The organism is Paenibacillus sambharensis (assembly GCF_003233845.1).
GTDB classification, from domain to species: domain Bacteria; phylum Bacillota; class Bacilli; order Paenibacillales; family Paenibacillaceae; genus Paenibacillus_I; species Paenibacillus_I sambharensis.
Genome location: NZ_QKRB01000057.1, coordinates 431,347 through 455,563, shown reverse-complemented (window position 1 = coordinate 455,563; position 24,217 = coordinate 431,347). Strand labels below are relative to the sequence as shown.

The 24,217-nt window shown below is 50.4% G+C and carries 21 protein-coding genes; 4 read left to right on the top strand and 17 right to left on the bottom strand.

Translation table 11 applies throughout. The annotated features are described in order from the left end of the window. Window positions 1–244: 244 nt before the first annotated feature. Window positions 245–2,221, bottom strand: coding sequence for a M28 family metallopeptidase (locus DNH61_RS23885; RefSeq protein ID WP_111149328.1), 1,977 nt, complete (start codon window positions 2,219–2,221; stop codon window positions 245–247). Between the two features lie 203 nt (window positions 2,222–2,424). Between DNH61_RS23885 and DNH61_RS26155 the strand changes: the two genes are divergently transcribed. Beyond that, the gene (locus tag DNH61_RS26155) at window positions 2,425–2,808 is read left to right on the top strand and encodes a hypothetical protein (RefSeq protein WP_146241127.1); all 384 of its coding nucleotides are present in this window, start codon (window positions 2,425–2,427) and stop codon (window positions 2,806–2,808) included. A gap of 236 nt (window positions 2,809–3,044) precedes the next feature. On the opposite strand, the gene DNH61_RS23880 is transcribed toward DNH61_RS26155, so the two are convergent. Both DNH61_RS23880 and DNH61_RS23875 read right to left on the bottom strand, forming a co-directional pair. Then, window positions 3,045–5,726, bottom strand: a complete 2,682-nt coding sequence (locus DNH61_RS23880) for an alpha-amylase family glycosyl hydrolase (RefSeq protein ID WP_111149327.1) — start codon at window positions 5,724–5,726, stop codon at window positions 3,045–3,047. Window positions 5,727–6,032: 306 nt separating this feature from the next. Next, the gene (locus tag DNH61_RS23875; RefSeq protein ID WP_111149326.1) at window positions 6,033–7,007 is read right to left on the bottom strand and encodes a metal-dependent hydrolase; all 975 of its coding nucleotides are present in this window, start codon (window positions 7,005–7,007) and stop codon (window positions 6,033–6,035) included. 230 nt (window positions 7,008–7,237) lie between these two features. Here DNH61_RS23875 and tlp point away from each other — a divergent pair, with 230 nt between their 5' ends. Next, the gene (gene tlp, locus DNH61_RS23870; protein ID WP_111149325.1) at window positions 7,238–7,459 is read left to right on the top strand and encodes a small acid-soluble spore protein Tlp; all 222 of its coding nucleotides are present in this window, start codon (window positions 7,238–7,240) and stop codon (window positions 7,457–7,459) included. Between the two features lie 138 nt (window positions 7,460–7,597). Here tlp and rnz read toward each other — a convergent pair whose 3' ends face one another. Both rnz and metH read right to left on the bottom strand, forming a co-directional pair. Beyond that, window positions 7,598–8,539 carry a ribonuclease Z gene (gene rnz / locus DNH61_RS23865; RefSeq protein ID WP_111149324.1) on the bottom strand — a complete coding sequence of 314 codons (942 nt, stop codon included), beginning with the start codon at window positions 8,537–8,539 and terminating at the stop codon, window positions 7,598–7,600. Window positions 8,540–8,696: 157 nt separating this feature from the next. Then, window positions 8,697–12,137, bottom strand: a complete 3,441-nt coding sequence (gene metH / locus DNH61_RS23860; protein ID WP_111149323.1) for a methionine synthase — start codon at window positions 12,135–12,137, stop codon at window positions 8,697–8,699. Window positions 12,138–12,295: 158 nt separating this feature from the next. On the opposite strand from metH, the gene DNH61_RS23855 reads away from it, so the two are divergent. Next, window positions 12,296–12,841 carry a 1,2-dihydroxy-3-keto-5-methylthiopentene dioxygenase gene (locus DNH61_RS23855; protein ID WP_111149322.1) on the top strand — a complete coding sequence of 182 codons (546 nt, stop codon included), beginning with the start codon at window positions 12,296–12,298 and terminating at the stop codon, window positions 12,839–12,841. Window positions 12,842–12,929: 88 nt separating this feature from the next. Here the strand turns inward: DNH61_RS23855 and DNH61_RS23850 are convergent, their stop codons facing one another. From DNH61_RS23850 to DNH61_RS23830, 5 genes are all read right to left on the bottom strand, one after another. Further along, complete coding sequence (locus DNH61_RS23850) at window positions 12,930–13,715, bottom strand: HAD family hydrolase (RefSeq protein ID WP_111149321.1); 786 nt, start codon at window positions 13,713–13,715, stop codon at window positions 12,930–12,932. Between the two features lie 20 nt (window positions 13,716–13,735). After that, window positions 13,736–14,269 (bottom strand): hypothetical protein, encoded by a 534-nt coding sequence (locus tag DNH61_RS23845; protein WP_111149320.1) that lies wholly within the window; start codon window positions 14,267–14,269, stop codon window positions 13,736–13,738. 43 nt (window positions 14,270–14,312) lie between these two features. Continuing rightward, entirely contained in the window at window positions 14,313–15,299 is a 987-nt protein-coding gene (locus DNH61_RS23840) for an aldo/keto reductase (protein ID WP_111149319.1), read from the bottom strand. A 45-nt stretch (window positions 15,300–15,344) separates the two neighbouring features. After that, window positions 15,345–15,536: a DUF896 domain-containing protein gene (locus DNH61_RS23835; RefSeq protein WP_111149318.1), complete on the bottom strand. Its 192-nt coding sequence runs from the start codon at window positions 15,534–15,536 to the stop codon at window positions 15,345–15,347. A gap of 178 nt (window positions 15,537–15,714) precedes the next feature. Continuing rightward, window positions 15,715–16,119, bottom strand: a complete 405-nt coding sequence (locus DNH61_RS23830) for a LysM peptidoglycan-binding domain-containing protein (protein WP_181438844.1) — start codon at window positions 16,117–16,119, stop codon at window positions 15,715–15,717. Between the two features lie 191 nt (window positions 16,120–16,310). On the opposite strand from DNH61_RS23830, the gene lexA reads away from it, so the two are divergent. Beyond that, complete coding sequence (lexA, locus tag DNH61_RS23825) at window positions 16,311–16,934, top strand: transcriptional repressor LexA (RefSeq protein WP_111149430.1); 624 nt, start codon at window positions 16,311–16,313, stop codon at window positions 16,932–16,934. A 226-nt stretch (window positions 16,935–17,160) separates the two neighbouring features. Here the strand turns inward: lexA and glnA are convergent, their stop codons facing one another. From glnA to DNH61_RS23790, 7 genes are all read right to left on the bottom strand, one after another. After that, window positions 17,161–18,489, bottom strand: coding sequence for a type I glutamate--ammonia ligase (gene glnA, locus DNH61_RS23820; RefSeq protein WP_111149316.1), 1,329 nt, complete (start codon window positions 18,487–18,489; stop codon window positions 17,161–17,163). A gap of 25 nt (window positions 18,490–18,514) precedes the next feature. Then, window positions 18,515–18,928 carry a MerR family transcriptional regulator gene (locus DNH61_RS23815; RefSeq protein ID WP_111149315.1) on the bottom strand — a complete coding sequence of 138 codons (414 nt, stop codon included), beginning with the start codon at window positions 18,926–18,928 and terminating at the stop codon, window positions 18,515–18,517. Window positions 18,929–18,988: 60 nt separating this feature from the next. Next, the gene (locus DNH61_RS23810; RefSeq protein ID WP_425452314.1) at window positions 18,989–20,233 is read right to left on the bottom strand and encodes a methionine gamma-lyase family protein; all 1,245 of its coding nucleotides are present in this window, start codon (window positions 20,231–20,233) and stop codon (window positions 18,989–18,991) included. A 62-nt stretch (window positions 20,234–20,295) separates the two neighbouring features. Next, entirely contained in the window at window positions 20,296–21,603 is a 1,308-nt protein-coding gene (gene hflX, locus DNH61_RS23805; RefSeq protein ID WP_111149313.1) for a GTPase HflX, read from the bottom strand. Window positions 21,604–21,642: 39 nt separating this feature from the next. After that, a complete protein-coding gene (locus DNH61_RS23800; RefSeq protein WP_111149312.1) occupies window positions 21,643–22,638 on the bottom strand; it encodes an AAA family ATPase in 996 nt (331 codons plus the stop codon). A 154-nt stretch (window positions 22,639–22,792) separates the two neighbouring features. Then, a complete protein-coding gene (locus DNH61_RS23795; protein WP_245948305.1) occupies window positions 22,793–23,470 on the bottom strand; it encodes a YdcF family protein in 678 nt (225 codons plus the stop codon). Beyond that, entirely contained in the window at window positions 23,467–24,024 is a 558-nt protein-coding gene (locus DNH61_RS23790; RefSeq protein WP_111149310.1) for a ribonuclease FAU-1 family protein, read from the bottom strand. The genes DNH61_RS23795 and DNH61_RS23790 overlap by 4 nt, the downstream gene beginning before the upstream one ends. Window positions 24,025–24,217 lie beyond the last annotated feature (193 nt).

The window sequence follows — 24,217 nt, the reverse complement described above, 5'->3', positions numbered from 1 at the left end:
TATATGTGTTGAGCCGCGAATTCATAAAAGGCAGGCAGTATGATACCTAAACACTACATCATATTTTACAGAATACATGTTCGGGTGACAATGATATTTTAATTTAACTCGTTAATGTTTAATATAATTAAATGACTGCATAGAAAACAGGCACTTCACCAGCTGTTCGCTTTAATGAAGTACCTTATTTCTTCAAAGTCCACCACTCATTGCTGTACGCCATATTGATAAGTCCTCTTGCTCGTCACTTTAACCCCATGCCGCCAATCAACGTTTCCAGCGAAAGACTTTGTACAAAATCTAACGCTTCATCTTGCTGGGCTGTAGTCCAATCAATTGTCACGTAACTTGTGTTGTCCTGATTTGTTACGACTTTACCTTTGTAAATCTGAAGATAATAAGTGTAACCTCCCGCTTGCAGTTCTTGGCCCACCATCAACAAGTCATCGGTCTTATATAAATAGTACTCCTTGCCGTCCTCGTGAAACTCTTCAGTATCTACCTCGCTTGCTCCCTCGACTTCATCAGAGTGTTCATAAACGATTGGTTCTCTCTGAATCATGAGATTAAACCCTGCATCAGATTTGTCTTTATAAATGAAGGTCAAACTGCTGGTGTCTGCTGCATCAATCGAGTCAATACGGTGAATTTTGTTGTATGGTATCATTGAATAATCTGCTTCATTTGGACTCCAATTGCTGCTTAGAGATACACGATGAAATGTATACCCTTGAATCGTTTCAGGGATGTCTAGACCTTTTATCATCTTCTCTGCATCTTCTATCTTGTCAAACTCCCCTTCCGATTTAAAGAGAAGAGCGCTGTTTTTATCATCTCCATATTTCTGATAATCGCCAAGAGTCATTTTATTTGACTCAGCCTCTATTTCTTCCTGAAATCCTTCATCTACTGGAACTACTGTCTCCATACTTGAGACAGGCAGCTCTATATGATTGCTGTTAACTACAAAATTAAAGACTGATGTTACAATATCATGAAGATACTCGTGATCAACCACTTCTGGTACATCCCTTGTCGTATGGATCATATCCACCTTGCTCTGCCCTATTGTAACAGCAGGTATTCCGCTTTCCGTGAAAGCCTGATGATCGCTGGAATACCCCCTCGGCATCACTTCAGCCTGGACACCATGCTCCGTAAGATATTCTTGCAATTGGTTCATCAGACCCTCCCCCGCACCATCGCCTATAACCAATAATTCTCCACCTTCTTGCAGTCCAATACAATCCATATTAATAGCATAGACATGGTCATAGTGCTGGTCCATCTGCTTAACAAACGCCCTGCTGCCCTGAAGCCCTGACTCTTCTCCGTTAAAAGCGGCAAACACGACATCCGGCTGCATCGCGTGTCCATTATAATGGTTTTTCAGATTGGCAGCCAATTGGATCAATGCACTTACACCAGTTGCGTTATCTACAGCCCCGCTGTATATTTCCTTGCCGGACCAGCCGAGCGAATCAAAATGTGCGGATAATATAATGAGATCCTTATGATCTTGATTTGGTGTGCCTTTCAGCATACCTACTATATTATGTGCCTGAACCTGCTCCTCTTTCATTTGGGTTTTGATTGTGATCTCAGTGACAGCGTTCTTGTTTTTATTCAGCCACTCATAAACTTCCCCGGACAGTTGAAATACAGGAATATCATGATAGCCAGTTGGCAGGTGCTTCATAAAATCATTCTTCCTAATGAATATAGCCATTGGATTGTGGGCCAATAGTTCATTCCAGTTATCACCGTTATCCCATATTGCAACATGTCCTCTTACACTCGAAAAATTATTTTCTACAAAAACTGGCGTTCCTGTTCGGTCAAAGCTTTCAGTCACACGCTGCTCCAGGTAATCCTCCCCATAAATTAATTCACGTTCTTCTGTATCAGTCTTAATAATGATAAGATACTTTTGCTTATCAGGGTCAAACAATCGATGTTTATAAGCGATGGCAAAAGAGTCACCTTGGTAGGGCTCAAGCCCAATACGTTCAAAATGTTGTTCGAGATACTTCTGCGCCTTTTCATTACCTCTTGTACCCGTCAGCCTGCCCTTATAACTGGTATCGGATAATTCCTGAATGATGCCTTCATATGTATGATCAAGAGTTTTATTAACTTCCTCTTCTGTTTCATTACAACCAGCTAAAATAACCACAAATGAAACAACAATAAGGGTGTGACAAAAAAATTCCCTTAGCATTTAACTCCCTCGCTTTTTTAATATAAGAATCAAAATATCTCTACATAGTGACCGAGCATAGATTAACCCTATGGTGCTCCCCCTAGTTGGATTAGGCCTTCATCTGCTGTCATGACAACCAATATATCATCTATTATTTTACATGTAAATAGTTTACTTTTTTATAACTTATTGTATCTCATTGATTAAAAGGAGGTGAATAAATGAAACGCTTAATGCTAGCATTACTAACGCTACTAGCTACCTTTACAATAGCTGGTACAGCATTAGCTTCTGAAGCAGAGGTTGCATCTGACAAAGGAAATATTAAAAGCAACTTAGAGCTGAACTCGGGAGTTTCTGCCATGTATATACCTTGTGACTACTACTCCAGTGGACAACACAAATATGTACTGGCTGGTTCACAACAAGTTAAAGATTCAGGTGGTTCCCACTTAGTAGTAACTAAAAATCCAGACGGAAGCTCCTCTTCAAAAACCTGTGATATTACTAATTACTATAATGTTCCTAGGTATGTCTGTGCCTGCGGTCAGGGCTATGATGGTAGCCGAACTTTTTCCAGCACCACTCATAGTATTCGCCATTAGTCAATATCGCTTTACATAAGGCATTCATAAGAAAATATGTAAAGAACCCGTTTTCCAAGACCGGAAAACGGGTTCTTTATTCAATCAAACATGCGGCGGCTCCCAGGATTTCTTGTACCACCGAAGCGCTCTCAGATTTTGATCCAGTCTGACGGCTGCCCGGAACGGCATCTTATGATTATCCCAGAAGCGGATATCGCACAAGGTAACCTAAAAGCCCACCCATGCCGCACGGCCTAAGGCTTCAAATAAGGCCCGTCTTCACCAATCTTGCCCGGTGCGGGATTGCCCGGCAGATCAAGGACATAGACCCGCAGGTTTCCCTGCCCGTTCACCGCCACCGACAAGGTACCATTCGTGACGTTCTTGACATCTCCCGTCACCGCGTCCTTGTACGTGCCGTTCGGTATATTCCGGAACGATGCCGATTCACTTACGGCAATCAGCGCGAAGCTGTCTATGCCAGCAGCAGCATCCGTATACCGGCGTTTGTATGCCATCGAACCGCTGATGTCATCAGTGGAATACTGACCTTTTTGAAGCGCTGGTATCGACCGGCGAATCTGGTTGAGGCGCTGAATATGCTTCACAAGCGGCTTCTGCAGCGTTTCTGCAACTGTACCGGAAGCGGAAGCCACCTTGCCAAAGTCGCTTGCAACCACCGTGCCTTCAATCTTGTCGCCGTAATATGCACGGCCTGTCGTCGCTAGCGCGCAAGATGGACCGCAGTCGATCTTCTTCCCGGCCTGAAACTCAATTTCAGAACCGTAATAGAGAGTCGGTATGCCGCGGAAGGTCCACATCAAGCTCATGTTTTCCGCCCAGGCTGCCGTTCCGCCAGCATAACGTGTTGGCGATTTATTAGGGCCATAATCGTGACTGTCCACATAAACGACATTATAAGTAGCATCATTATAGCTGTCATCTGAGTCCTTGCCATTCCAGAAGGCATTGCCCGCATCAGCAAAGTTCATATGCATGCGCATATCAATCACATTCATGCCGGAGAACTGGCTGTGGTCTGGTTCATGGTACAGATTTCCCTTCAGGAAGGCGTTTTCGGAGGTCGGCTGGTTGGTTGTTCCAAGATTGTTCTCATAGTTATACTGCTCCATGACCGCAGCAGCATCGTCTAAGCTGTACGTCTTGCGTTCCTTCCATGTGAAAAATTGCGCCGAGTGGTTAACCGAACCGCGGTTCCATTTGTCATTGACGAAGGAGCCAACCTCACCGAACATGAAGAAATGTTTCCCCTTATCACCAAACTGGGCAACAGCTCTTTCCTGAGCGGCCGGAAGAAAATGACGGTTCCAGATCACACGCGGGATGTGCACGGCGGTATCGATCCGGAAACCGTCTACCCCCATATCGATGAACCGGTTATAGGCTTCGATCAGGTAATCCTGTACAGGCTTCGATTCGGTATTAAAATCGGCCAGGTCTTCATGAAGCCAGCAGCTTCGTGAATCCTCTCCCTCCCAATTACCGATCCAGCAGCTGTGGTACAGCTCCTTCGGGAACATGCCTGAGGTTGGACTTGGCCATTGGCAGTTATAGGTGTTGTTCCCAAGGGGTACACCCCAATTGCGGCATGTATTTCCTTCCGGTTCCTCCGTAGACCACAGATCTCCGTTGTATGCCTTGCCAGCCGCATTCGCCTGCAGTCCGTCATATTCCGCACCTTCCTGCGGCTCATCATAATACCAGCTCCAGTGACTGTCTCTCACCCCAAACACTTGGGGGGTAAACAAACCCTTGGCTCCCCAGCGGCTGGAGTGATTGTAGACCACATCCTGAATGATTTTGATCCCTTTGTCATGTGCAGCATTGATTAGATCCTGATAGGTCGCATCAGGCGACTCCAGCCTTGGATCAACACGGAAGAAATCATAGCCATGGTATCCGTGATAATCGTAATCGGAACGGTTCAGGACGACCGGCGTAATCCAGATTGCAGAGAAGCCCAGTGCCTTGATATAGTCCAGCTTGTCGATCAAGCCTTTAAAATCGCCGCGAAACATCGGATCATCATACTCTGCGTTGCCGCTTGTTGCGTGGTTGGCGCCTCCCCGGTTGTTCGAAGAGTCACCATCATAGAAGCGGGCAGTCATGACAAAATAAATGGATTCCTCCCGCATATCCGTTCCAAGCGGTGTACCATTCGCTGGAGACGGCGGTGCAGTTCCAGTTGTCGCCGATGCCTCATCACTTGCGCTCGAGAAGTTAACTGGAACCGCTCTATCATATGCCCTGACAGTGTAGCTGTATGCCGTTGCTGGCGCTAACGAAGTGTCTGTATAGGTCGTTCCTGATGTCTTGTAGGTTTGAATACCTTGCGTACCGCCGGTACGAGTAATCTCGTAACCGCCTACGCCTGTACCTCCGGCATTATCTGTTGACGCTTCCCAGGTTAGCGTAACCCTAAGTCCGTCAGCAGCCGCTGCAAGCCGAGCAGGCACGGATGGAGGCGTTACATCTTCCGGCTGCGGTGAGCAGGGAGCTTCATCCCCGGCTGTTACCACGCCATCCTTAACCGTGATTAAGCCAGCAGGCAGAATATAGTCCGCGCCTCCGTTATTATCCCAGCTAGAACCGTTGTTGAAAGCAGCTTTCATACCGGTTGAAGACCCTAGATCTATCGTCTTCTTCTTCCAATCAGCGCATGCTGCTTCATCCATCTTGACTCCGGGTACCGCCGTCCATTCCGCCCCTTCAGGCTGGTAATGAATATTGACGGTGCTCCAGCCGCGAGATTTGGTGTTATAGTAAACGACAGCCGTTTTACCGGCGGCAATCTCAGCTTCCTCTGCAAGAGCCTGATCCTTGGACGGGATTACAGCCAAGGTAACGATAAGCAGGAAACATACTGCCAGTATCCATACCCGCTTGTGTAGCTCTTTGCTTCTCCTTAACGACATTAATTACATTCCTCCTTAGGTCATTGAAATTTTTAACAGAATGATGTGCAGAGCACAAGCCTTCTTGTCTCCTGCTCACCTAAAATACACACACGCCTCCTCACTTCTGTAAGTCATATTAAAACAGAGCGGCCAGCCATTAAAGCGCTCTCATAACCATTATATTTTTCAGCGGATAACGGCATAAGAATAAGATATTGATACGTTGGGTGCAAAATATTGAATATAAAACAAAAAACAGGAAAACCAAAAATCGGCTTTCCTGTTTTATTTCTCTGCGAGTTTACCTGTGATCCAACAATTCAATCAGACATGCGGCGGCTCCCATGATTTCTTGTACCACCCGATCCGCTCATCCATCACGTTTAGGTTGCGGTCCAGTCTAACGGCTGCCCGGAACGGCATCTTATGATTGTACCAAAAGCGGATATCGCTCCAGGTTACTTCGTAGCCTTCCTCGCGTTCCTTCCATTCCACTTGATAGCGGTCAGCAAAGCTTAGGAAGGAACGGACCCCGTCGGTAGACATCGTTGCCTGGATGACCGGATGAAGCTGGTGGCCCGGCTCCTGCTTCGGCAGCTCGGCCTCCACAATGACCTTCGAGCCCTGAATCGTCCCCAGCTTAAAGTCTTCATGGTTCTCTGATGCAAACTGCCAGTACCTGCCGAACAAACCTGGGATCATCGTCAGCCCGTCGGTTGGAATCCCCTGCTTCTTCAGAAGACTGACGGCCTGGTGTTTGAAATGAAACTTCAATATGACATACCCGATACTCAGACCATAGATGACGGCGAACATGGGGCCGGGTTCCATAAAGCCAGCTGCCCATAATAAGGCACCGGCCGAATGAAGGGAGAACAGAAAGGGATCAAACAAGCTGATTACATCCAGATGGAGCCACTTCTTCGTCATGGGTCTTAAACACTGCACCCCATAAGCATTCAACAGGTCCAGCAGCACATGCAGGCAGACAGCAGCGAGCGTCCAGCCCACAATATGCCAAGCTGCCGCTTCAGCACCGGCCAAATAAGCTGCCGGCAGGCCGATAACAAGCGCCCACAGAGGGAGCACTGGCAGTGCATGAGTCCAGCCGCGATGGTTGCGCAGGTAAGCCGCCTTGCCCTTCACCCTCATTACCCCGTCAAAATCGGGGGCATTATTGCCGACCAGGGAAGCAGCTATCATCGCTGCCGCAGCACCGTCCGTACCGGCGATTACCGGATCGATCATGGCTAATCCGGCAAGCGTAATGCCAAACAACAGGTGACTAGAAGTGTCCATCAACCGTCCTCCTATCGTGCAATCCTTCCTCTCCCGCCCATCCTAACAGACTTTCGTTAACGCTGTGTTTAATCGTTATGACGAAATTGTAAGTAAGCGGCAGTCCTGCAGGCGAACCGGTATCGCATAATACGCCGTCCCTCTTCACATGCTAAACGTCGGGAAGCATCTCTCCCGCAGTCCATCCCATGCGGATAGCTGCACACCATTCAAGAGAGGCGTGATACGCAATGGCTAAACCGGATAATCGTGCAGATAACGTGGAACACCTGCAAAAGGCGGTACAAAACACCCTGCAAAACCTGCATGAAGGCGAAGACTACCTTGCCGAGCATGCGGATGAGATTGGTTCGACCGAATTCAACCAAATCCGGTCGAAGAATGAGCGTAGACGCGAAGCGATTCAAGGCTTCCGCTCTGAAATCAAGGATGAGGCCCACAAGAACGATTAACGTGATTAATTAACTTATCATGCTTGTATGAAGCAAATGGTTATGACACAATTATTACTAATCCCCTGCAAAAGCCGGATCCATTCCGGTTATGCAGGGGATCTCTTATAGGAACATTATTCCCTGATTCAAGTCATTCTATTCCCTGGGTTCAACAATTCTGGGAATTGGAACGGTCAACAAATCGGTCGCAGCAAGCGTCTCGGGAAACAGCACTCTTGCTTCATCTGCCAGCTGCTCCAGATCCTCCTGCCGGTATCGGGAACTGAAATGGGTAATCACCAGCTTCTTGGCTCCCGCTCTCACGGCTGCCTCAGCAGCGTGTATGGTAGTCGAGTGACCAAATTCCACCGCCTTGTCCGGCAAATCAGCCGCGAACGTCGCTTCATGAACGAGCAAATCCGCACCGACTCCGAGCAGGACTGTGTTTTCACATGGTGACGTATCCCCCAATATGGTGATCACCCTGCCGGGTATGGAAGGACCTTTCACCTCATTGGCGTAAACCATACGCCCGTCAGGAAGCTCAGCATCCAGGCCCTGCTTCAGTCTCCCGTATACCGGACCTGGCTTCACGCCCAACCCTTGAAGTTTAATGGCATTAAGCTTTCCGGAAACAGGCTTCTCGACAATCCGATAACCGAAGCAAGGCACCCGGTGTTCCAGCTCCGCTGCCGTTACGGTAAACTGTTCATCCTCGAAGATAATACCCTCTTCCTCAATCTCTTCAATATGCAGCTCATATTCAAGATTGGTCTGTGTCAGACTAAGGCTCATCTCTATCAACTGCTTAATGCCCTTCGGTCCATAAACAGTTACTGGGGTTGTACCGCCTGAGAAAGCCCTGCTGCTCAGCAGTCCAGGAAGGCCAAATGTATGATCACCATGCAGATGGGTTATAAAAATCCGTTCCAGCCGGCTCAGCTTGTGCGAGGTCTTCATCAGCTGATGCTGGGTTCCTTCTCCGCAGTCGAACAGCCAGAACGTTCCTCTGGCCGCCGGGAGACGCAGCGCCGATGAGGTTACATTGCGCCCGGATACCGGGCGGCCCGCTCCTGTTCCCAAAAATGTGATATCCATCAGTGCTTCACCTCCTCCTGTTATCATCAACCATCTACCCTATTATTAATCTGCACCCAGCTCCAACAATCGGATATCTGACAAAAATTACTCTACTGCGGCAAAAGGCAGCAAACCCATCCGCTTAAAGATGGCGCCTGCTGCCTTTACCTAACAGTTAAGCCTTGTCTACATTAAAGTAATTGGCCTCAGGATGGGCAAATACCATAGCCGACACGGAAGCCTCCGGCTCCATCATACAGCCCTCTGTCAGCTCTACACCGATATCCTCGGGCTTCATGAGATCAAAGAGCGGCTCCTGGTCCTCGAGATTAGGGCAGGCGGGATACCCGAAGGATACGCGAATGCCCTGATAACGGGCACCCAGACGCTGCTTCATCGTAAAATCAGGCGCATCCGGGAAGCCCCAGACGTCCCTCATCATATGATGGACGCGCTCAGCCAGACCTTCAGCTACTTCAAGCGCAACCGCCTGCAGGGCATGAGAACGGAGATAGTCACCGTTGTCCTTAAGCACGGTAGCCCGCTCACGTACACCCTGACCTGCTGTTACAACCAGGAAGCCAACATAATCCATGACTCCGCTCTCTACAGAGCGCAGGTAATCCGCCAAGCACAGATACGGCTCAACCTGCTGCCTCGGGAATGTAAACCGCTTGATTTCCCTGGTCGTGTCCTCCGGGTCGTAAATGATTATATCGTTACCGGATGACTGCGCCGGGAAGAAGCGGTACATGGCGTTGGCATGCAGCGTCTGCTCAGCCGCTGCTTCTTCCAAAATGCTGTCCACCGTTTCCTTCAGCTGTACAGCCTTAGGATCGCCCTTTGCCAGCAAATCCTCCACCTTGCCGCGAAGTCCAAGATGATGTCCGAGCAGCATCTGCATGTTAACATAAGGCAGGATATGGCCTAGCGGCACCTCTCTCAGTATATGGCGCTCCAGATCAGGCGGTATGAATATAGGCGCATCCGTCGAAATATTCGAGCGGACGGCTCTGGACAGCTGAGGCAGCGGTTTCTTCTCTTCCGCTTCCGCATAACCGGATGCCTTCAGCGTCTTCAGCTCCTCTTCATAACGTGCGCGATGCTCAGGATTCATCAGCTTATTGGCAATATCCAGCCCGTCCATCGCGTCCTTGGCATATAATACTAGCCCATCGTACTCCGGACTGATTCTGGTTTTCGTGAACTTGCGGCTCAGAGCTGCACCGCCAACCAGGATCGGAGCATTGATACCTGCGGCCCGCATATCCTGTGCTGTCAGCACCATCTGCTGTGCCGATTTGACAAGCAGACCAGAGAGACCAATTGCGTCGGCTTTCTCTTGCCTATAAGCCTCAATGATCTGTTCAGGCGGTACTTTGATACCCAGGTTAATAATCTTGTAGCCATTATTGGACAAGATGATCTCGACCAGGTTTTTACCGATATCATGTACATCGCCCTTAACGGTCGCGAGAATAATCTTGCCTTTGACCGACGTCTCACTCTTCTCCATGTGCGGCTCCAGGTGGGCTACGGATGCCTTCATAACTTCCGCACTTTGCAGAACCTCGGCAACAATCAGTTCGTTATTATTGAACAGGCGGCCAACCTCTTCCATGCCTTTCATAAGCGGACCATTAATGATATCCAGCGGACGGTACTTGGTCAGCGCCTCCTCCAGATCCGGGATCAGGCCTTCCTTTGTTCCTTCGACAATGTAAGAGGCAAGCCGCTCCTCGAGCGACAGGTTGGATACCTTCTCCTTCTTGTCGACCTTCTTCTCCCTGTAGAAGGCAACGAACTTCGCCAGTGTTTCGTCCGTCGTATTAAAGATCAGTTCCTCAGCCAGCTGACGCTCCTCTTCCGGAATGGAAGCGTAACGCTCCAGCTTCTCTGTGTTGACGATCGCATAATCGAGTCCGGCTTTCGTGCAGTGATACAGATATACGGCGTTCAACACCTCACGACCCGCATCAGGCAGGCCGAATGAGATGTTGCTGAGACCCAGAATCGTTTTACAGGCCGGGTAGCGTTCCTTAATCAACCGAATACCCTCAATGGTCTCCACAGCTGAACCGATATACTGCGGATCGCCGGAGCCAATCGGGAACATATTCGGATCGAATATAATGTCCTCGGGATTCATGCCGTATTTATTAACGAGCAGGTCATAGGAGCGGTCCGCGACCTCCAGCTTCGCCTGGCGGGACACTGCTTGTCCGCGCTCATCAATGAGGATCATGACCACAGCTGCCCCATACTTATGGATCAGCGGTACGATCTTCTCAAACTTCGACTCGCCATCCTCAAGGTTAATCGAGTTAATCAGAGCCTTGCCCTGTGAATATTTAAGGCCAAGCTCGATGATATGATCATAGGTCGAGTCAATCATAATAGGCGCCTTGATCTTCTTCGTCACAAAGCTGAGGAATGTCTCCATTGCATACGCTTCATCAATATCCGTGTCCTGAAGGTTGATATCGATAATGTGGGCTCCGCCCTTCACCTGCGCACGTGCAATTTCGGAGGCCTCCTCGTACTTCCCTTCCTTGATCAGACGCTTGAACTTACGGGAGCCCGAAACGTTGGTGCGCTCACCAACCATGTAAGGACGGTTCTCAGGCTCGATGTAGACCGTTTCGATACCGGCTACGGCTGCCGGATGGTCGCCATATTCCGTTCTTGGCTCATACTTCGCCATCTCTTCTGCCATCGCCTTGATATGCGCTGGAGTTGTCCCGCAGCAGCCGCCGGCAACATTAAGCCAGCCCTGCTTGGCGAACTCACCCAGCTTGCGTGCAAGTGATTCGGGGGATTCATGATAGTTGCCGTTCTCATCCGGCAGGCCAGCGTTCGGATAGCAGCTGATATTGGTCTTCGCTATCGCCGCCAGGCTGCGGATATGGTCACGCATAAACTCTGGACCGGTGGCACAGTTCAAGCCGATCGAAATCGGTTTCAGATGCTCCAGAGAAATATAGAACGACTCAATATTCTGACCGGCAAGCGTCGTGCCCATCGGTTCAATTGTGCCTGATATCATAATCGGAAGCTCGAAGCCGAGATCCTCAAACGCCTTGCGGATCCCCAGGCTTCCCGCCTTTACGTTCAACGTATCCTGAGAAGTTTCGAGCAGGAGAGCATCAACACCCGCTTCCATGAGTGCAACAGCCTGTTCATGGTAGCTGTCCACAAGCTCCTCGAAGGTTACGCCGCCGGTAACGGACAGCGTCTTCGTTGTCGGTCCCAGTGCACCTGCTACATACCGGGGCTTGTCCGGTGTTGTATACTTAGCGGCCGCCTCCACGGCAAGCCGTGCAGCAGCCAGGTTGATTTCACGGGCTTTCTCAGGTATATCGTATTCCGCCAGCACCACGCTTGTCGCACCGAAGGTGTTGGTTTCCAGTATATCGGCTCCTGCTTCCAGGTACGCCTCATGGATCTGCTGTATAACATCCGGACGTGTGAGCACGAGAATTTCGTTGCAGCCGTCCAGTTCTTCTCCGCCAAAATCCTCTTCCGTTAAATTAGCCTGCTGGATCATGGTGCCCATCGCACCATCAAGAATAAGGATCCGCTTCGCAAGCATTTCCTGTAAGCCGGGTTTCATCATGTTTCTACACCCTTCCGCCAAATCATTAAGCTTTAGTGTAACAGAACTATGTCCGTGTGAAAAGTCATATCCTGGTCGACACAGCTCGTAAAATGCATTATAATGGAATCATTCTAATTATATAAAAATAAATCTGATAGGAAAAGAGGGATTTAAAATTGGCTGAGATCAGAATTCGTAACACCGAGGAACGGATCAGCGGTGAAGAAAACGTGCGGGAATTCCTCTCCAAGCAAGAAGTATTATACGAGCATTGGGATGCTTCCAAGCTGCCCCAAGAGCTGCAGGATAAATTCGTTCTGAGTGATGAGGAAAAGTCGCAAATCCTTGACACCTTTGAAACTGAAATCAAGGACTTGGCTGCTCGCCGCGGCTACCGGACATGGGATGTCATCGCCCTGTCGGACGCTACTCCAAACCTGGACGAGCTACTCAAGAAATTCGAGAATGTTCATACCCATACCGAAGATGAAGTTCGTGCCATTACGGCAGGCCGGGGCATCTTCATCATCAAGGGCACCGACGACGTCGGTTATTTCGATGTGGAGCTGGAGGCCGGGGACGTTATTTCCGTACCGGAGCACAAGCCTCATTTCTTCACGCTGATGGAGAACCGCCAAATTGTCGCCGTCCGCCTCTTCATTGAGACAGAGGGCTGGATCGCGCATCCTTTCTCAGATCCTGCATTCCAGAAGCAGCAATAATAAGACTGCAATAAATGCGCAAGAGGACTTCCGTGTCCGGTTACTAACAACCGCTGGAAGTCCTCTTCTTTGTTTGCCGAATAATAGGCTATGTCAAAATATCAAGAAGCTCATGCAGATGCTTGATCTCATACTTAGGCACAATCTCGTCCGAGCGCTGCATCCCGTGACGATTCACCCAGACGGAATCCATACCCACCGTGTTAGCGCCCTTAATATCCGTAGTCAGCTTATCGCCAACCATAACCGCGTCCTCCGGTTCAATCTCCAGCATGCCAAGTGCATGACGGAATATGGCCGCAGCCGGCTTACCCTCACCGAATTCACCAGAGATAATAACGTGGTCGAAGTAAGGAATAAGCTCAGGCACACCGGCAAGCTTCTCACGCTGCAGATCGGGAGAGCCATTGGTGAGCAGCAGCAGCTTATACTTTCCGCGCAGCTCATCCAGAATGCTGAATGTCTCTTCGTATGTATACGGTCTGGAACGCCTCTCTGCCGGAAATCGCTCTGCCAGCTCCGCACCCAGGGCCTCATCGTCTACCCCGAGTGCTTTGAGACCGCGTGTCCATGCATCCCTCCGATAGCCGGGCGCCAGTGCCTGCAGCTGACGGAACTCAGCCTGCTCGCCTTCCAGGAAATTAGCCCACAGCCCTTCGAAAGGGTTGATGCCAATCATCTTGGTGAAAGCGAACGTCTCATAAGATTCGTACAGCTCCCTAGCTTCCCTGCGCACAGCTTCTTCAAGCTCAGCTTCCTTCACCCCAGTGCGTTCGGCTGCATACTGGCAGGTTGCTTCGAAAGCCTCCTTCACGCTCCGCTCATCCCAGAGCAGGGTATCGTCCAAATCAAACAGCACAGCTTTCTTCGCCATATCTACTCTCTCCCAATCTGCTATTTTGCTGCCTTTTCATGAAAAGTGATATTGTTTTCTTTCGCAAATGCTCTTAAACGCTCTGCCATCGCCTCAGTAGGGAAGCGGTTGATCGCCTTAGAGAATACCCAGTTCGCTCCCTTAACCTGCTCGATGACCACATAACCCGGCTGAACACTAATGCTCTTGATGGAAGAAGCGTACAGCGTCTTGTCGCCGGTCATACGGCGTGTGCCAACATAATCCTTCGCGACGCTTAAATACGGACGCCTGAAGAAGAACAGCATGGCAAGAAGAAAATAACAGCCAATAGTCAGCCAGAACATGCCGGTACTGGTGACATTCTCTCCTTCCGGTGCGGCAGCCGGGATAGTTGCCAAATATGCATAGCCCCCGGTGAACAACAGCAGGAAGACCGGAAGAATAAAGTTGCGTCCCTTGAACCGGTCTACCCGCTGCACTGCACCTGCAATACTCTGCGCTCCTGATTTCTTGCGTTGGCGGTTGATAACTGTGCTGTTCCGCCTTACCTTGCGTTCCCATGATCGGGACATCGCTGACACCCCTCAATATCTGTATTGGCAGACCCTCTATAGGCTATAAGGGCCTGCGGAATTTCTGGATGAACCGGGTCGGATATTCAGAAGGCAGCGCGCTAACCTCATCTAAGCGGTCCCATATCTCCTGCGGCATTGTCCAGCCAACAGCCCCCATATCATCCTCATACTGTTCAAGCGTGCTTGCCCCAAAGATTGGAGAAGTAATTCCCTGCTGCTGAATCAGCCAGCGCAGCGCTACCTGGGCAGGTGTTTTGTCCAGTTCACGGGCAGCCTTCTGCACCTCTTCCAGGATGGCAAAGTTCTTCTCAGTGGCACGGTAAGCCCATGAGCTCTCACCTGTCTTGGCTGTCAGCCTGCCGGAAGAAGGCTCCTCTTTTGTATAGCGCCCCGTGAGAAACCCTCCGCCCAGCGGAGCCCATGGTATAACGCCGACCTGTTCCTCCATGCAGAGGGACATGATCTCACGGTCCATCTCTCTGCTGACCAGGCTGTACTGCGGCTGAATCGATATGTATCGCACAAAACGGCTGTAATCGCTGTAAGCGAGCGACTTCATCAGCTGCCAGGCAAGAAAGTTGGAACAGCCGATATATCTTACTTTACCTGAAGATACAAGATCATCAAGCGTGCGCAGCGTTTCTTCTACTGGAGTGGCATGGTCCCATACATGCATCTGGTATAGATCGATGTAATCCGTTCCAAGCCGCTTCAAGCTGGCATCCACGCCATCCATAATATGCTTGCGAGAGATACCCACACCGTTAGGATGCTGCTCTGTCTGGAATCTGACCTTCGTTGCGAGGACAACCTCTGATCTGCGGTCCTTAACCGCCTTGCCGACGATCTCTTCCGATCTGCCGCCGACATAGACATCCGCCGTATCAAGAAAATTGCCCCCGGCATCCAAAAACCGGTGGATCATCTCAATTGAATCCGACTCACTGGTGGTGTTTCCGAACGTCATTGTACCAAGACAGACTTCCGATACCGCCAGTCCGCTTCTGCCAAGCAAACGATATTCCATGTTAACCCCTCCCATTGATCTATACTTCCGTACCGGATGCTGCCATTAATGCTTCAGCTTGCCGTCGTCCTCATCCTCTGCCCACTTGATGGTATCCAGCTGATCCTTGAAATTCTTGCGGAACTGCTGGAGGTACTGGCGTCTCAGTTCTTCCCGCTCTGCCAATTCCTCTTCTGTCAAGCCAACGGATTTATTTTTTCGCGACAGTTCATTGATCCGTGCGACCAGTTTTTCCATGATAGTCTCCTCCTTGCGCGGTTCTTGTCCAATATTACTTTGACACTTTCACGCAATGGTTGTCAAGGCGAGGCATAGACAGCAGCAAGAAAAAACCGTTCACAGCAGCTGGCTGCCGGAACGGTCGACTCATGATTAGGATTAATTGGTGTAGGTCTCGATGGAATATCGAACTCGTCTAGAAGGACTTCATAGGAATGATTATCTGATCCCCTGGCTGCAGGCTGCTGTCTGCCAGCAGGTTTCTCTTCTTCAACAGATATACGAATTGCCTAATATCGGCGCCTTCTGGCGCATAGCTCTGGGCCATAGACCACAGCGTGTCGCCCGAAGCAACTGTAACAGCCAGTTCGTTAGGCTGCACCGGTTCAGCCTGCGTCCCGCGGGCGTTGGAATGGACAAGTGTGAAGCCCGTAACGATGATTATAATGATGAGCAATGCAGCCAGCAGACGGCCCGCCTTCCAGCCCAGCCGTAGTGAAGTACGCCCAGCTGCAACACTCTTGCTATGTATGTGCCTTGTCTTATTGTTCTGTTCCTTGTACAAGCTGCGGTAGGACATGTCATTTACTTTGATGATCATAATCAGCACCCCAAACATTTGTTCTCTATTGCTGAAATGAGCATATCACGAACAGATGTTTGTAGTCAATACTTTTTGGAACATTTGTTCCCATGCAGGTGCGAACCTGTGTTTTCAGGAACTTATGTTTGTACGAACTCCGGTTCTATGCTATAATTTGACACAACAAACAAGTTGATGGAGTGATGAAGGTGTCCAAAATTTCCAACCGCCAGCAGGCCATCTTGGAATTTATCAAGAATGAGGTCCGGGATAAAGGCTACCCGCCATCCGTAAGGGAAATTGGCGAAGCTGTCGGACTTGCTTCCAGTTCCACCGTTCACGGGCATTTGGACCGGTTGGAGAAGAAGGGACTGATCCGCCGGGACCCGACCAAGCCGCGCGCTATCGAAATTCTCGATCAGGAGAGCGAGGCTGAGTTTAATTTCCCTCTCGCCGTATCCAAAGTACCGGTCGTCGGTAAGGTTACAGCCGGTCTTCCTATAACAGCGACCGAGAATATTGAAGAATATTTCCCTCTCCCCTCGCATTTTGTAGGTGATGACCAGATCTTCATGCTGAATGTTATTGGCGAAAGCATGATCGAGGCGGGAATTCATAACGGGGATTATGTGATTGTCAGGCAGCAGCAGACCGCCAATAACGGTGAGATCGTCGTCGCCCTGACCGACGAAGATGAAGCGACCGTTAAGACGTTCTACAAGGAGAAGGATCATATCCGGCTGCAGCCGGAAAACTCCACCATGGAGCCGATCCGCTTAAAGCAGGTCTCCATTCTGGGCAAGGTAATTGGACTCTTCCGGGATTTTCATTGAATATAAGAAGCTTAGGCTCTTACCTGCTTAGGGGTCATTCATCGCAGAACAGCACGATAGGACAACGGCCGATCGGGAACTATTCCCGACCGGCCGTTTCTGTTATCCAGATTCGAACTGACTCATTTATAATAATACATCTCCGTCTCTACTTGCCTGATAATTCCCCTTACAAAAAGTCAAAGAACCCTGGCGCGTTAACGCCAGGGTTCTTTTTGCCACTATATTAATACAGAGTCATGTACTGGTCGCGTTCCCACTGATGAACCTGGGTACGGTACATATCCCACTCAATTTCCTTCAGCTCGTAGAAGTGAGCAAGCGCATGATCGCCTAGTGCCTCGCAGATTACTTCGTCGCGCAGCATTTCATCTAGTCCTTCCTTCAAGTTCCAAGGCAGACTTGGAATACCTTCATCCACACGCTCTTCATCTGTCATAACATAGATGTTGCGGTCTGTTGGTGCAGGAAGCTGCATCTTGTTCTTGATACCGTCAAGACCTGCCTTCAACATAACTGCCAATGCCAGATATGGATTTGCTGCCGGATCAGGGTTACGGACTTCGATTCTGGTACCCATTCCGCGGGAAGCCGGAATCCGGATCATCGGCGAACGGTTGCTTGCCGACCAAGCAACGTAGCACGGTGCTTCGTAGCCCGGTACGAGACGCTTGTAAGAGTTAACCGTCGGGTTCGTGATAGCTGCGAACGCCCGTGCATGGCGCAGAACTCCTGCCATGTACTGACGAGCCGTTTCACTCAGGCCGAGCTTGTCGCTCTCATCGTAGAACGCATTCTCGCTGCCGCGGAATAACGACTGATGACAGTGCATACCCGAGCCGTTGACGCCAAACAGCGGTTTCGGCATAAAGGAAGCATGCAGTCCATGCTGGCGGGCAACCGTCTTTACAACCAGCTTGAATGTTTGAATCTGGTCAGCCGCTTTGATAGCGTCCGCATATTTGAAATCAATTTCGTGCTGGCCAGGTGCTACCTCATGGTGAGAGGCTTCGATTTCAAAGCCCATCTCTTCGAGTGTCAACACGATTTCGCGGCGGCAGTTCTCGCCAAGGTCCGTAGGTGCTAGATCGAAATAACCGCCCTGATCATTCAGCTCCGTAGTCGGATTGCCCTTCTCATCAGTCTTGAATAGGAAGAATTCAGGCTCAGGACCAACATTCATCGCTGTGTAGCCCATCTCTTCCGCTTCCTTGAGGGCGCGCTTCAGAATACCGCGAGGATCGCCGGCAAACGGTGTGCCATCAGGCATATAAACATCACAAATCAGGCGGGCAACACGATCCTCCGTTACCCATGGGAATACTACCCAAGTATCAAGATCAGGGTATAAGTACATATCGGATTCCTCAATGCGGACATAGCCTTCGATTGAAGAACCGTCAAACATCATTTTGTTATCGAGAGCCTTCTCAAGCTGGCTCACCGGTATCTCTACATTCTTAATTGTTCCGAGCAGATCAGTGAACTGCAAACGGATGAAACGCACATTCATTTCCTTGGAAATACGGATGATATCCTCTTTCGTGTAGCTCATGAGATCCTCTCCTTCTCCAATTAGTTTAAGGTTTATTACTATAGAAACGGGACAGCTGGCCTTGAATGAGCGAAGCTTTGCCCGGTCTCTTCTCCATAAGCTGCTGCTTAAGCAGCCTGTGAAGCTGCATATCAGACAATTCTCTTCGCTTGCTCTCCGTCTGTTCGGTAATAACGGTTGCCTCTTCCGACTCTTTGGACACCGGGTTCATTACCTGCTTGATGCCTGCGATGTTCACGCCCTTCTCGATCAATGCCTTGATCTCCAGCAGGCGCTCTACATCATTGAATGAGAACAGACGCTGATTACCAGCCGTTCTGGCCGGTACGATCAGCTCATGCTGTTCATAATACCGGATTTGGCGTGCCGTCAGATCCGTCAGCTTCATGACGATACCAATTGGGAACAACGCCATATTCCTGCGAATATCATCCCCCATACCGCATCAACCTTCCAATTGTTGTGTATAGGTTCATTGTAGCTTTCTTGCGTAAAGGTGTCAAGTTGTGTGAGGTTTAATTACAATATTTCCTTTTTCAGCTAAGTTAGTAAGGGCAGTCAGTACCCCATACTTAACATGTGAATACGTTAATCCACCCTGCATGTAAGCGATGTAAGGATTTCTAATCGGAGCATCCGCCGATAACTCCAAACTGCCTCCCTGTATGAACGTTCCCGCCGCCATGATGACAGGGTGCTCGTAGCCAGGCATATCCCATGGTTCAGGCACCACATGGGCGTCTACCGCAGCTGCCTGCTGAATCCCCTGGACGAAATGAATAAGATGCTCCGAGGAACCGAAACGCACCGCTTGAATCAGGTCCGTACGGGGCATATCCCAGCGGGGCATCGTCTCAAAGCCCAGCTCCTCAAACATGGCCGCAGCGAATACAGAGCCCTTGATGGCTTGGCCAACCACATGCGGAGCCAGGAATAAGCCCTGGTACATGCTTCTCAGCGTGTCCAGCATGGCGCCAACCTCACCGCCGATGCCCGGTGCTGTCAGCCGGTAAGCAGCCTTCTGGACCAGGTTTGACCGTCCGCAAATATAGCCGCCTGTTGCCGCAAGGCCGCCGCCCGGATTTTTAATGAGCGATCCGGCCATGATATCAACACCAACCTGCGTGGGCTCGAGTTCCTCTGTAAATTCGCCGTAACAGTTATCTACGAAAATAATGACATCCGATCTGATGGCTCTGAGCCGCTCCACCATCATTCGGATATCGTCAACCGTATAGGACCGTCTCCAGTCATAGCCTCTGGAGCGCTGGATTCCAATGACCCGGGTTTGGCCGTGAATAGAAGCTTCCACTGTTTCCCAGTCAATCTCTCCATTCTCGAGCAGAGACACATCCTTGTACTTTACTCCCCAATCCTGCAGAGAACCGGTACCGTCCCCGGACGAACCAATTACCTTATGCAGCGTATCATAGGGCTTGCCCGTTATGTACAGCAGCTGATCGCCCGGACGCAGTATGCCGAATAAGGCACAGCTGATGGTGTGGGTGCCCGATGCAAAATGCGGTCTGACCAATGCCGCTTCAGCTCCAAACACATCCGCATAGACGTCATCGAGCACTTCCCGTCCACGGTCATTATATCCGTAGCCTGTTGAACCATTAAAGTGAAAATCACTCACCTGGTGCTTCTGGAAGGCACGAATGACCTTCCATTGATTCTTCTCCGCAATGCGGTCAATTTGCCGGAACCGGCTGTTAATCTTATCCTCAACCGGTCCCGTCATCTGTTCTAATGTCTGCCATATCGCGCTGTTATATCCCATGAAAATGTACGACTCTCCTCTGATTAACCTTCCGTTCTTATCTCATCCATACTGGTGAAGGGCTCAAGCTTATAGCCGCTCACTTCAAACTCATGCTTGTTCAGCTGCACCGTGAGCTTCACAAGATCCTCTTCTGCTTCCTGATGCAGCACTTCTCCGCAGCGGTAAGCCAGTGCGATCAAGTCACCCCGCTCAGCAGGAATAGCGAATGACTTGGTGTCACCGGTAAGCTTGTCCTGGACAGCATTGCTCAGCCTGTCGAGATCCTCCTTGTCGTAGGCACTGATCAAGAGGGCCTCCTTGCCTCCGGCCAGCAGCTCGCGGCAGTCCGAAGAGCACAGGTCCTTCTTGTTATAGACCATCAGCTGCGGCTTATCTCCAGCTCCTAGCTGTGTAAGAATATCACCTACAACGGCAATCTGTTCTTCACGCATGGGAGAAGAGCTGTCAATAACATGCAGGATCAAGTCGGCTTCATTCACTTCCTCAAGTGTAGCACGGAAAGCAGCAACCAGATCATGAGGAAGGTTTTGAATGAATCCAACCGTGTCCGTCAGGACAATTTCTTTTCCGCTCGGGAGCTCCCAGGTTCTGGACGTGGGGTCCAGAGTAGCGAACAGCTGGTTTTCGACGTATACATCAGCAGCCGTCAGTTCCCGCAGCAGTGTTGACTTGCCAGCGTTGGTGTAGCCCACCAGCGCTACCTGGGTAACACCGCTCTTCTTGCGACGTTCGCGGTGCAGCTTGCGATGCCGAACAACCTCTTCCAGCTGCCGCTTAAGATCGGAGATCCGGTCGCGGATATGCCGGCGGTCCGTCTCCAGCTTGGTCTCACCCGGACCGCGGGTACCGATGCCGCCTCCCAGCCTGGAAAGATTCTTGCCATGTCCCACCAGTCTCGGAAGCAGGTAGCTGAGCTGGGCCAGCTCAACCTGGATAATACCTTCACGGGTCTTTGCCCGTCCGGCGAAGATATCCAGAATGAGCTGGGTACGGTCAATAATTTTAAGATCAAGCGCTTCTTCCAGATTTCGAACCTGCGCACCCGAGAGCTCCTGATCGAAGATCGCGGTAGTTGCACCCAGCTCGTCTGCAGCCGCCCTCAGCTCTTCGACCTTGCCCTTGCCGATGAACCAGCGGCTGTCAGGGGTCTCCCTGTTCTGGGTTATCGCACTGAGCACCTCAACACCCGCCGTTTCGGCGAGGCTTACCAGCTCATCAAGCGAATGCTCGGGATCGCTTCCGCCACGTTTGATTTCATCGGTAATCAGGCTGACAAGTATTGCCTTATCCTGTATTTCATGTCTTGTTTCGTGAGTTGTCGTAGCCATAGCCAGTACCCCTTTGTTGTCAAAATCAAACCTATTCGTTCAGACCTCCCACTTGAGATCTTCTGCACGGATTGACATCAGCTCATGCTTTCCCGGCGAGCCTGACGCATACTGATTGAGCAGCCGTACGGCTTGGTGCCTGAAAGCCTTCTCGATGACATTGCGCACATACCGCGCGTTGCTGAACGAAAAGTAGGACTCTTCCTTCTCCTGCGCCAGATGCTGCCTCAGCTTGAAGACCGCCTGCGGCATAAGGGTATAATCTCTTTCCCTTGCCATCAGCTCAGCAATCTGGATTAACTGGTCCACAGAATAATCAGGAAAATCGATTTGAATAGGAAAGCGCGAAGGCAGTCCAGGATTCGTCATGAGGAACGTCTCAATCTCCTCAGGGTAGCCGGCAAGTATAAGCACGAATTGGTTCTTGTGATCCTCCATCGCCTTCACAAGCGTATCAATCGCTTCCTTGCCGAAATCCTTCTCTCCCCCGCGAGCGAGACTGTAGGCCTCATCGACGAATAATACCCCTCCCAGCGCCTTTTTAACCAGATCGCGGGTTTTTTGCGCCGTATGGCCGATATATTCGCCTACCAGATCCGCCCGTTCCACCTCGACAAGATGCCCCTTCTGGAGTACGCCCATCTTCTGGAACAGCTTGGCGACGATTCGCGCAATTGTTGTTTTGCCTGTGCCGGGATTGCCCTTGAATATCATATGATACACGTGTGATCCGCCTGATAATCCTGCATCAGACCGGAGCTGAGAGACATGCAGCAGGGCATATATTTCGTATACCAGTGTCTTAACATTCTCCATCCCGACCATAGGGTCCAGATCCTTCTGGATCTCCGCAAACAGCGGACTGCCGGTGCTCGCCTTCGAAGCGCTTGAACCGGATGACTCCTGTGGTTCGGAAGAAGGCAGCTGAACTGCTGCAGGAGCTGTCTGCTCCGTCGAACGCAGCACAACATTGATCTGTCTGGATGGCCTTCCCGCTGCCGGTTGGTTGGCTGAAGCCGCAGCACGCACGTTCATTACAGGCACCCCTCTCTACCACTTGCTAAGCTGCAATTCGAACAGGACCCTTGCTGTTCCCGGCCCTGTTCCGCTTGAACAATATATGCGGCAGATTTCCTGCATAGTAGAAGATTTGAGCACCCTTGTCCGTATAACACACTGTCTGGCGGCTCTAGAAATCCGGCAGACGAAGGCCAAGCTTTAACAGTAAGCTGTCTATTTTCCACTTGGTAAATGCCAGTACTTCACGAGGCTGCTGCTGATGCTCCGGTACGACCTCTGACTTGGCAGGAGACAGGTCAGCATCCGGGTAATTCAGGTAACGGGCAATGTCATAAGCGCGTGCTGAATGAAACTCATGCGTAATAATAACGACCTTCTCAATATCATGCTCTCTCATAATGGCTTTGCTGTTCAACAGGTTGTCGTAAGTACTCGTTGATGTCGTTTCGAGCAGCATATCCGACTCAGGCACGCCGCGTTCAAGCAGATAATTACGCATCCCTTCTGCTTCGGCCAGCCTGGAGCGGACCCCGCCATATCCCCCTGTCAAAATAAAGGTATCGAACCGGCCTTCTTCATAAAGCTTAAGCGCATGATCCAGCCGCTCCCTTAATCCGGGGCTTGGCACATCGCGCCAAAGAGAGGCTCCCAGCACGATCCCCGCATCATAGCTTTCTCCAACAGGGCCAGGGTCAAACCGGTTGATAACCCAGAGCAGATAGCCCACCCAGATAACGGTGAGCAGCACAGCGGCAAGGATAATCCGCAATGCGAGACGGCGCAATCTTCTACCGCGGGTGTGGCCGGCTGTCTCAACAGCCATTACAGCCTGCATTATTGGCTTCACGAAAGCTCCTTTCCGCTTACACGTTCAGCAAGCGACTTCCGATGCTTCAAGCTTAAGGTAAAATAACGGAACCGCCCGTTGCGGATCAGCGACAAGAGCCGGCCAGCCGTTTTCTTCGCCATTTCCGCTTCCCTGACTGTCACTTCTCCGGACTGAACGGCCTCCTCCAACTCGTCTTCATCCAGAAGGAACACTTCACCTGTCGGCAGCACAACAATATCCAGATACATGTCATCGAACCATGGGACCTTCTGGTCGGTCAGGCCCTGTGTCTTGCAAATGTCAATGTACCACTGCACAACTTTGCCCTTGTCATCAAACATGGTCGTAACAACGAAGTGCTCCCCGCGGGGAAAATGCTGCATCCATAGAAACCCCTTGTCCGCCAGGCACAGCCTCTTGCCGTTGTACTCCTTCCATAACGGTTCACGGAGTTCATGAATCCGGTAGAAGGTGACCAATCCCCTGAAATCATCGCCGTCGAGTGATAAGCATGTGTAGCTTTTGCGAAGGATACGCCTCCAGTTAGCCCGATCTGAAAATTTTCGTTTCATAAGGTACGTACCTTTCCGTTGGGATCATAATACGCCCGCATTCTAGCCGGGCCTTCCTTAGAAAACATGGCTCCTAAACAATTCCATAAAAAAAGCTTACCACATCTTGAACGCCTTCTCCAGTTGGACCCCGAAAAATAAGCAGATACCCAGCTAGCCCTTTTCCTATTGCTTCACATAACAAAAAGAGATG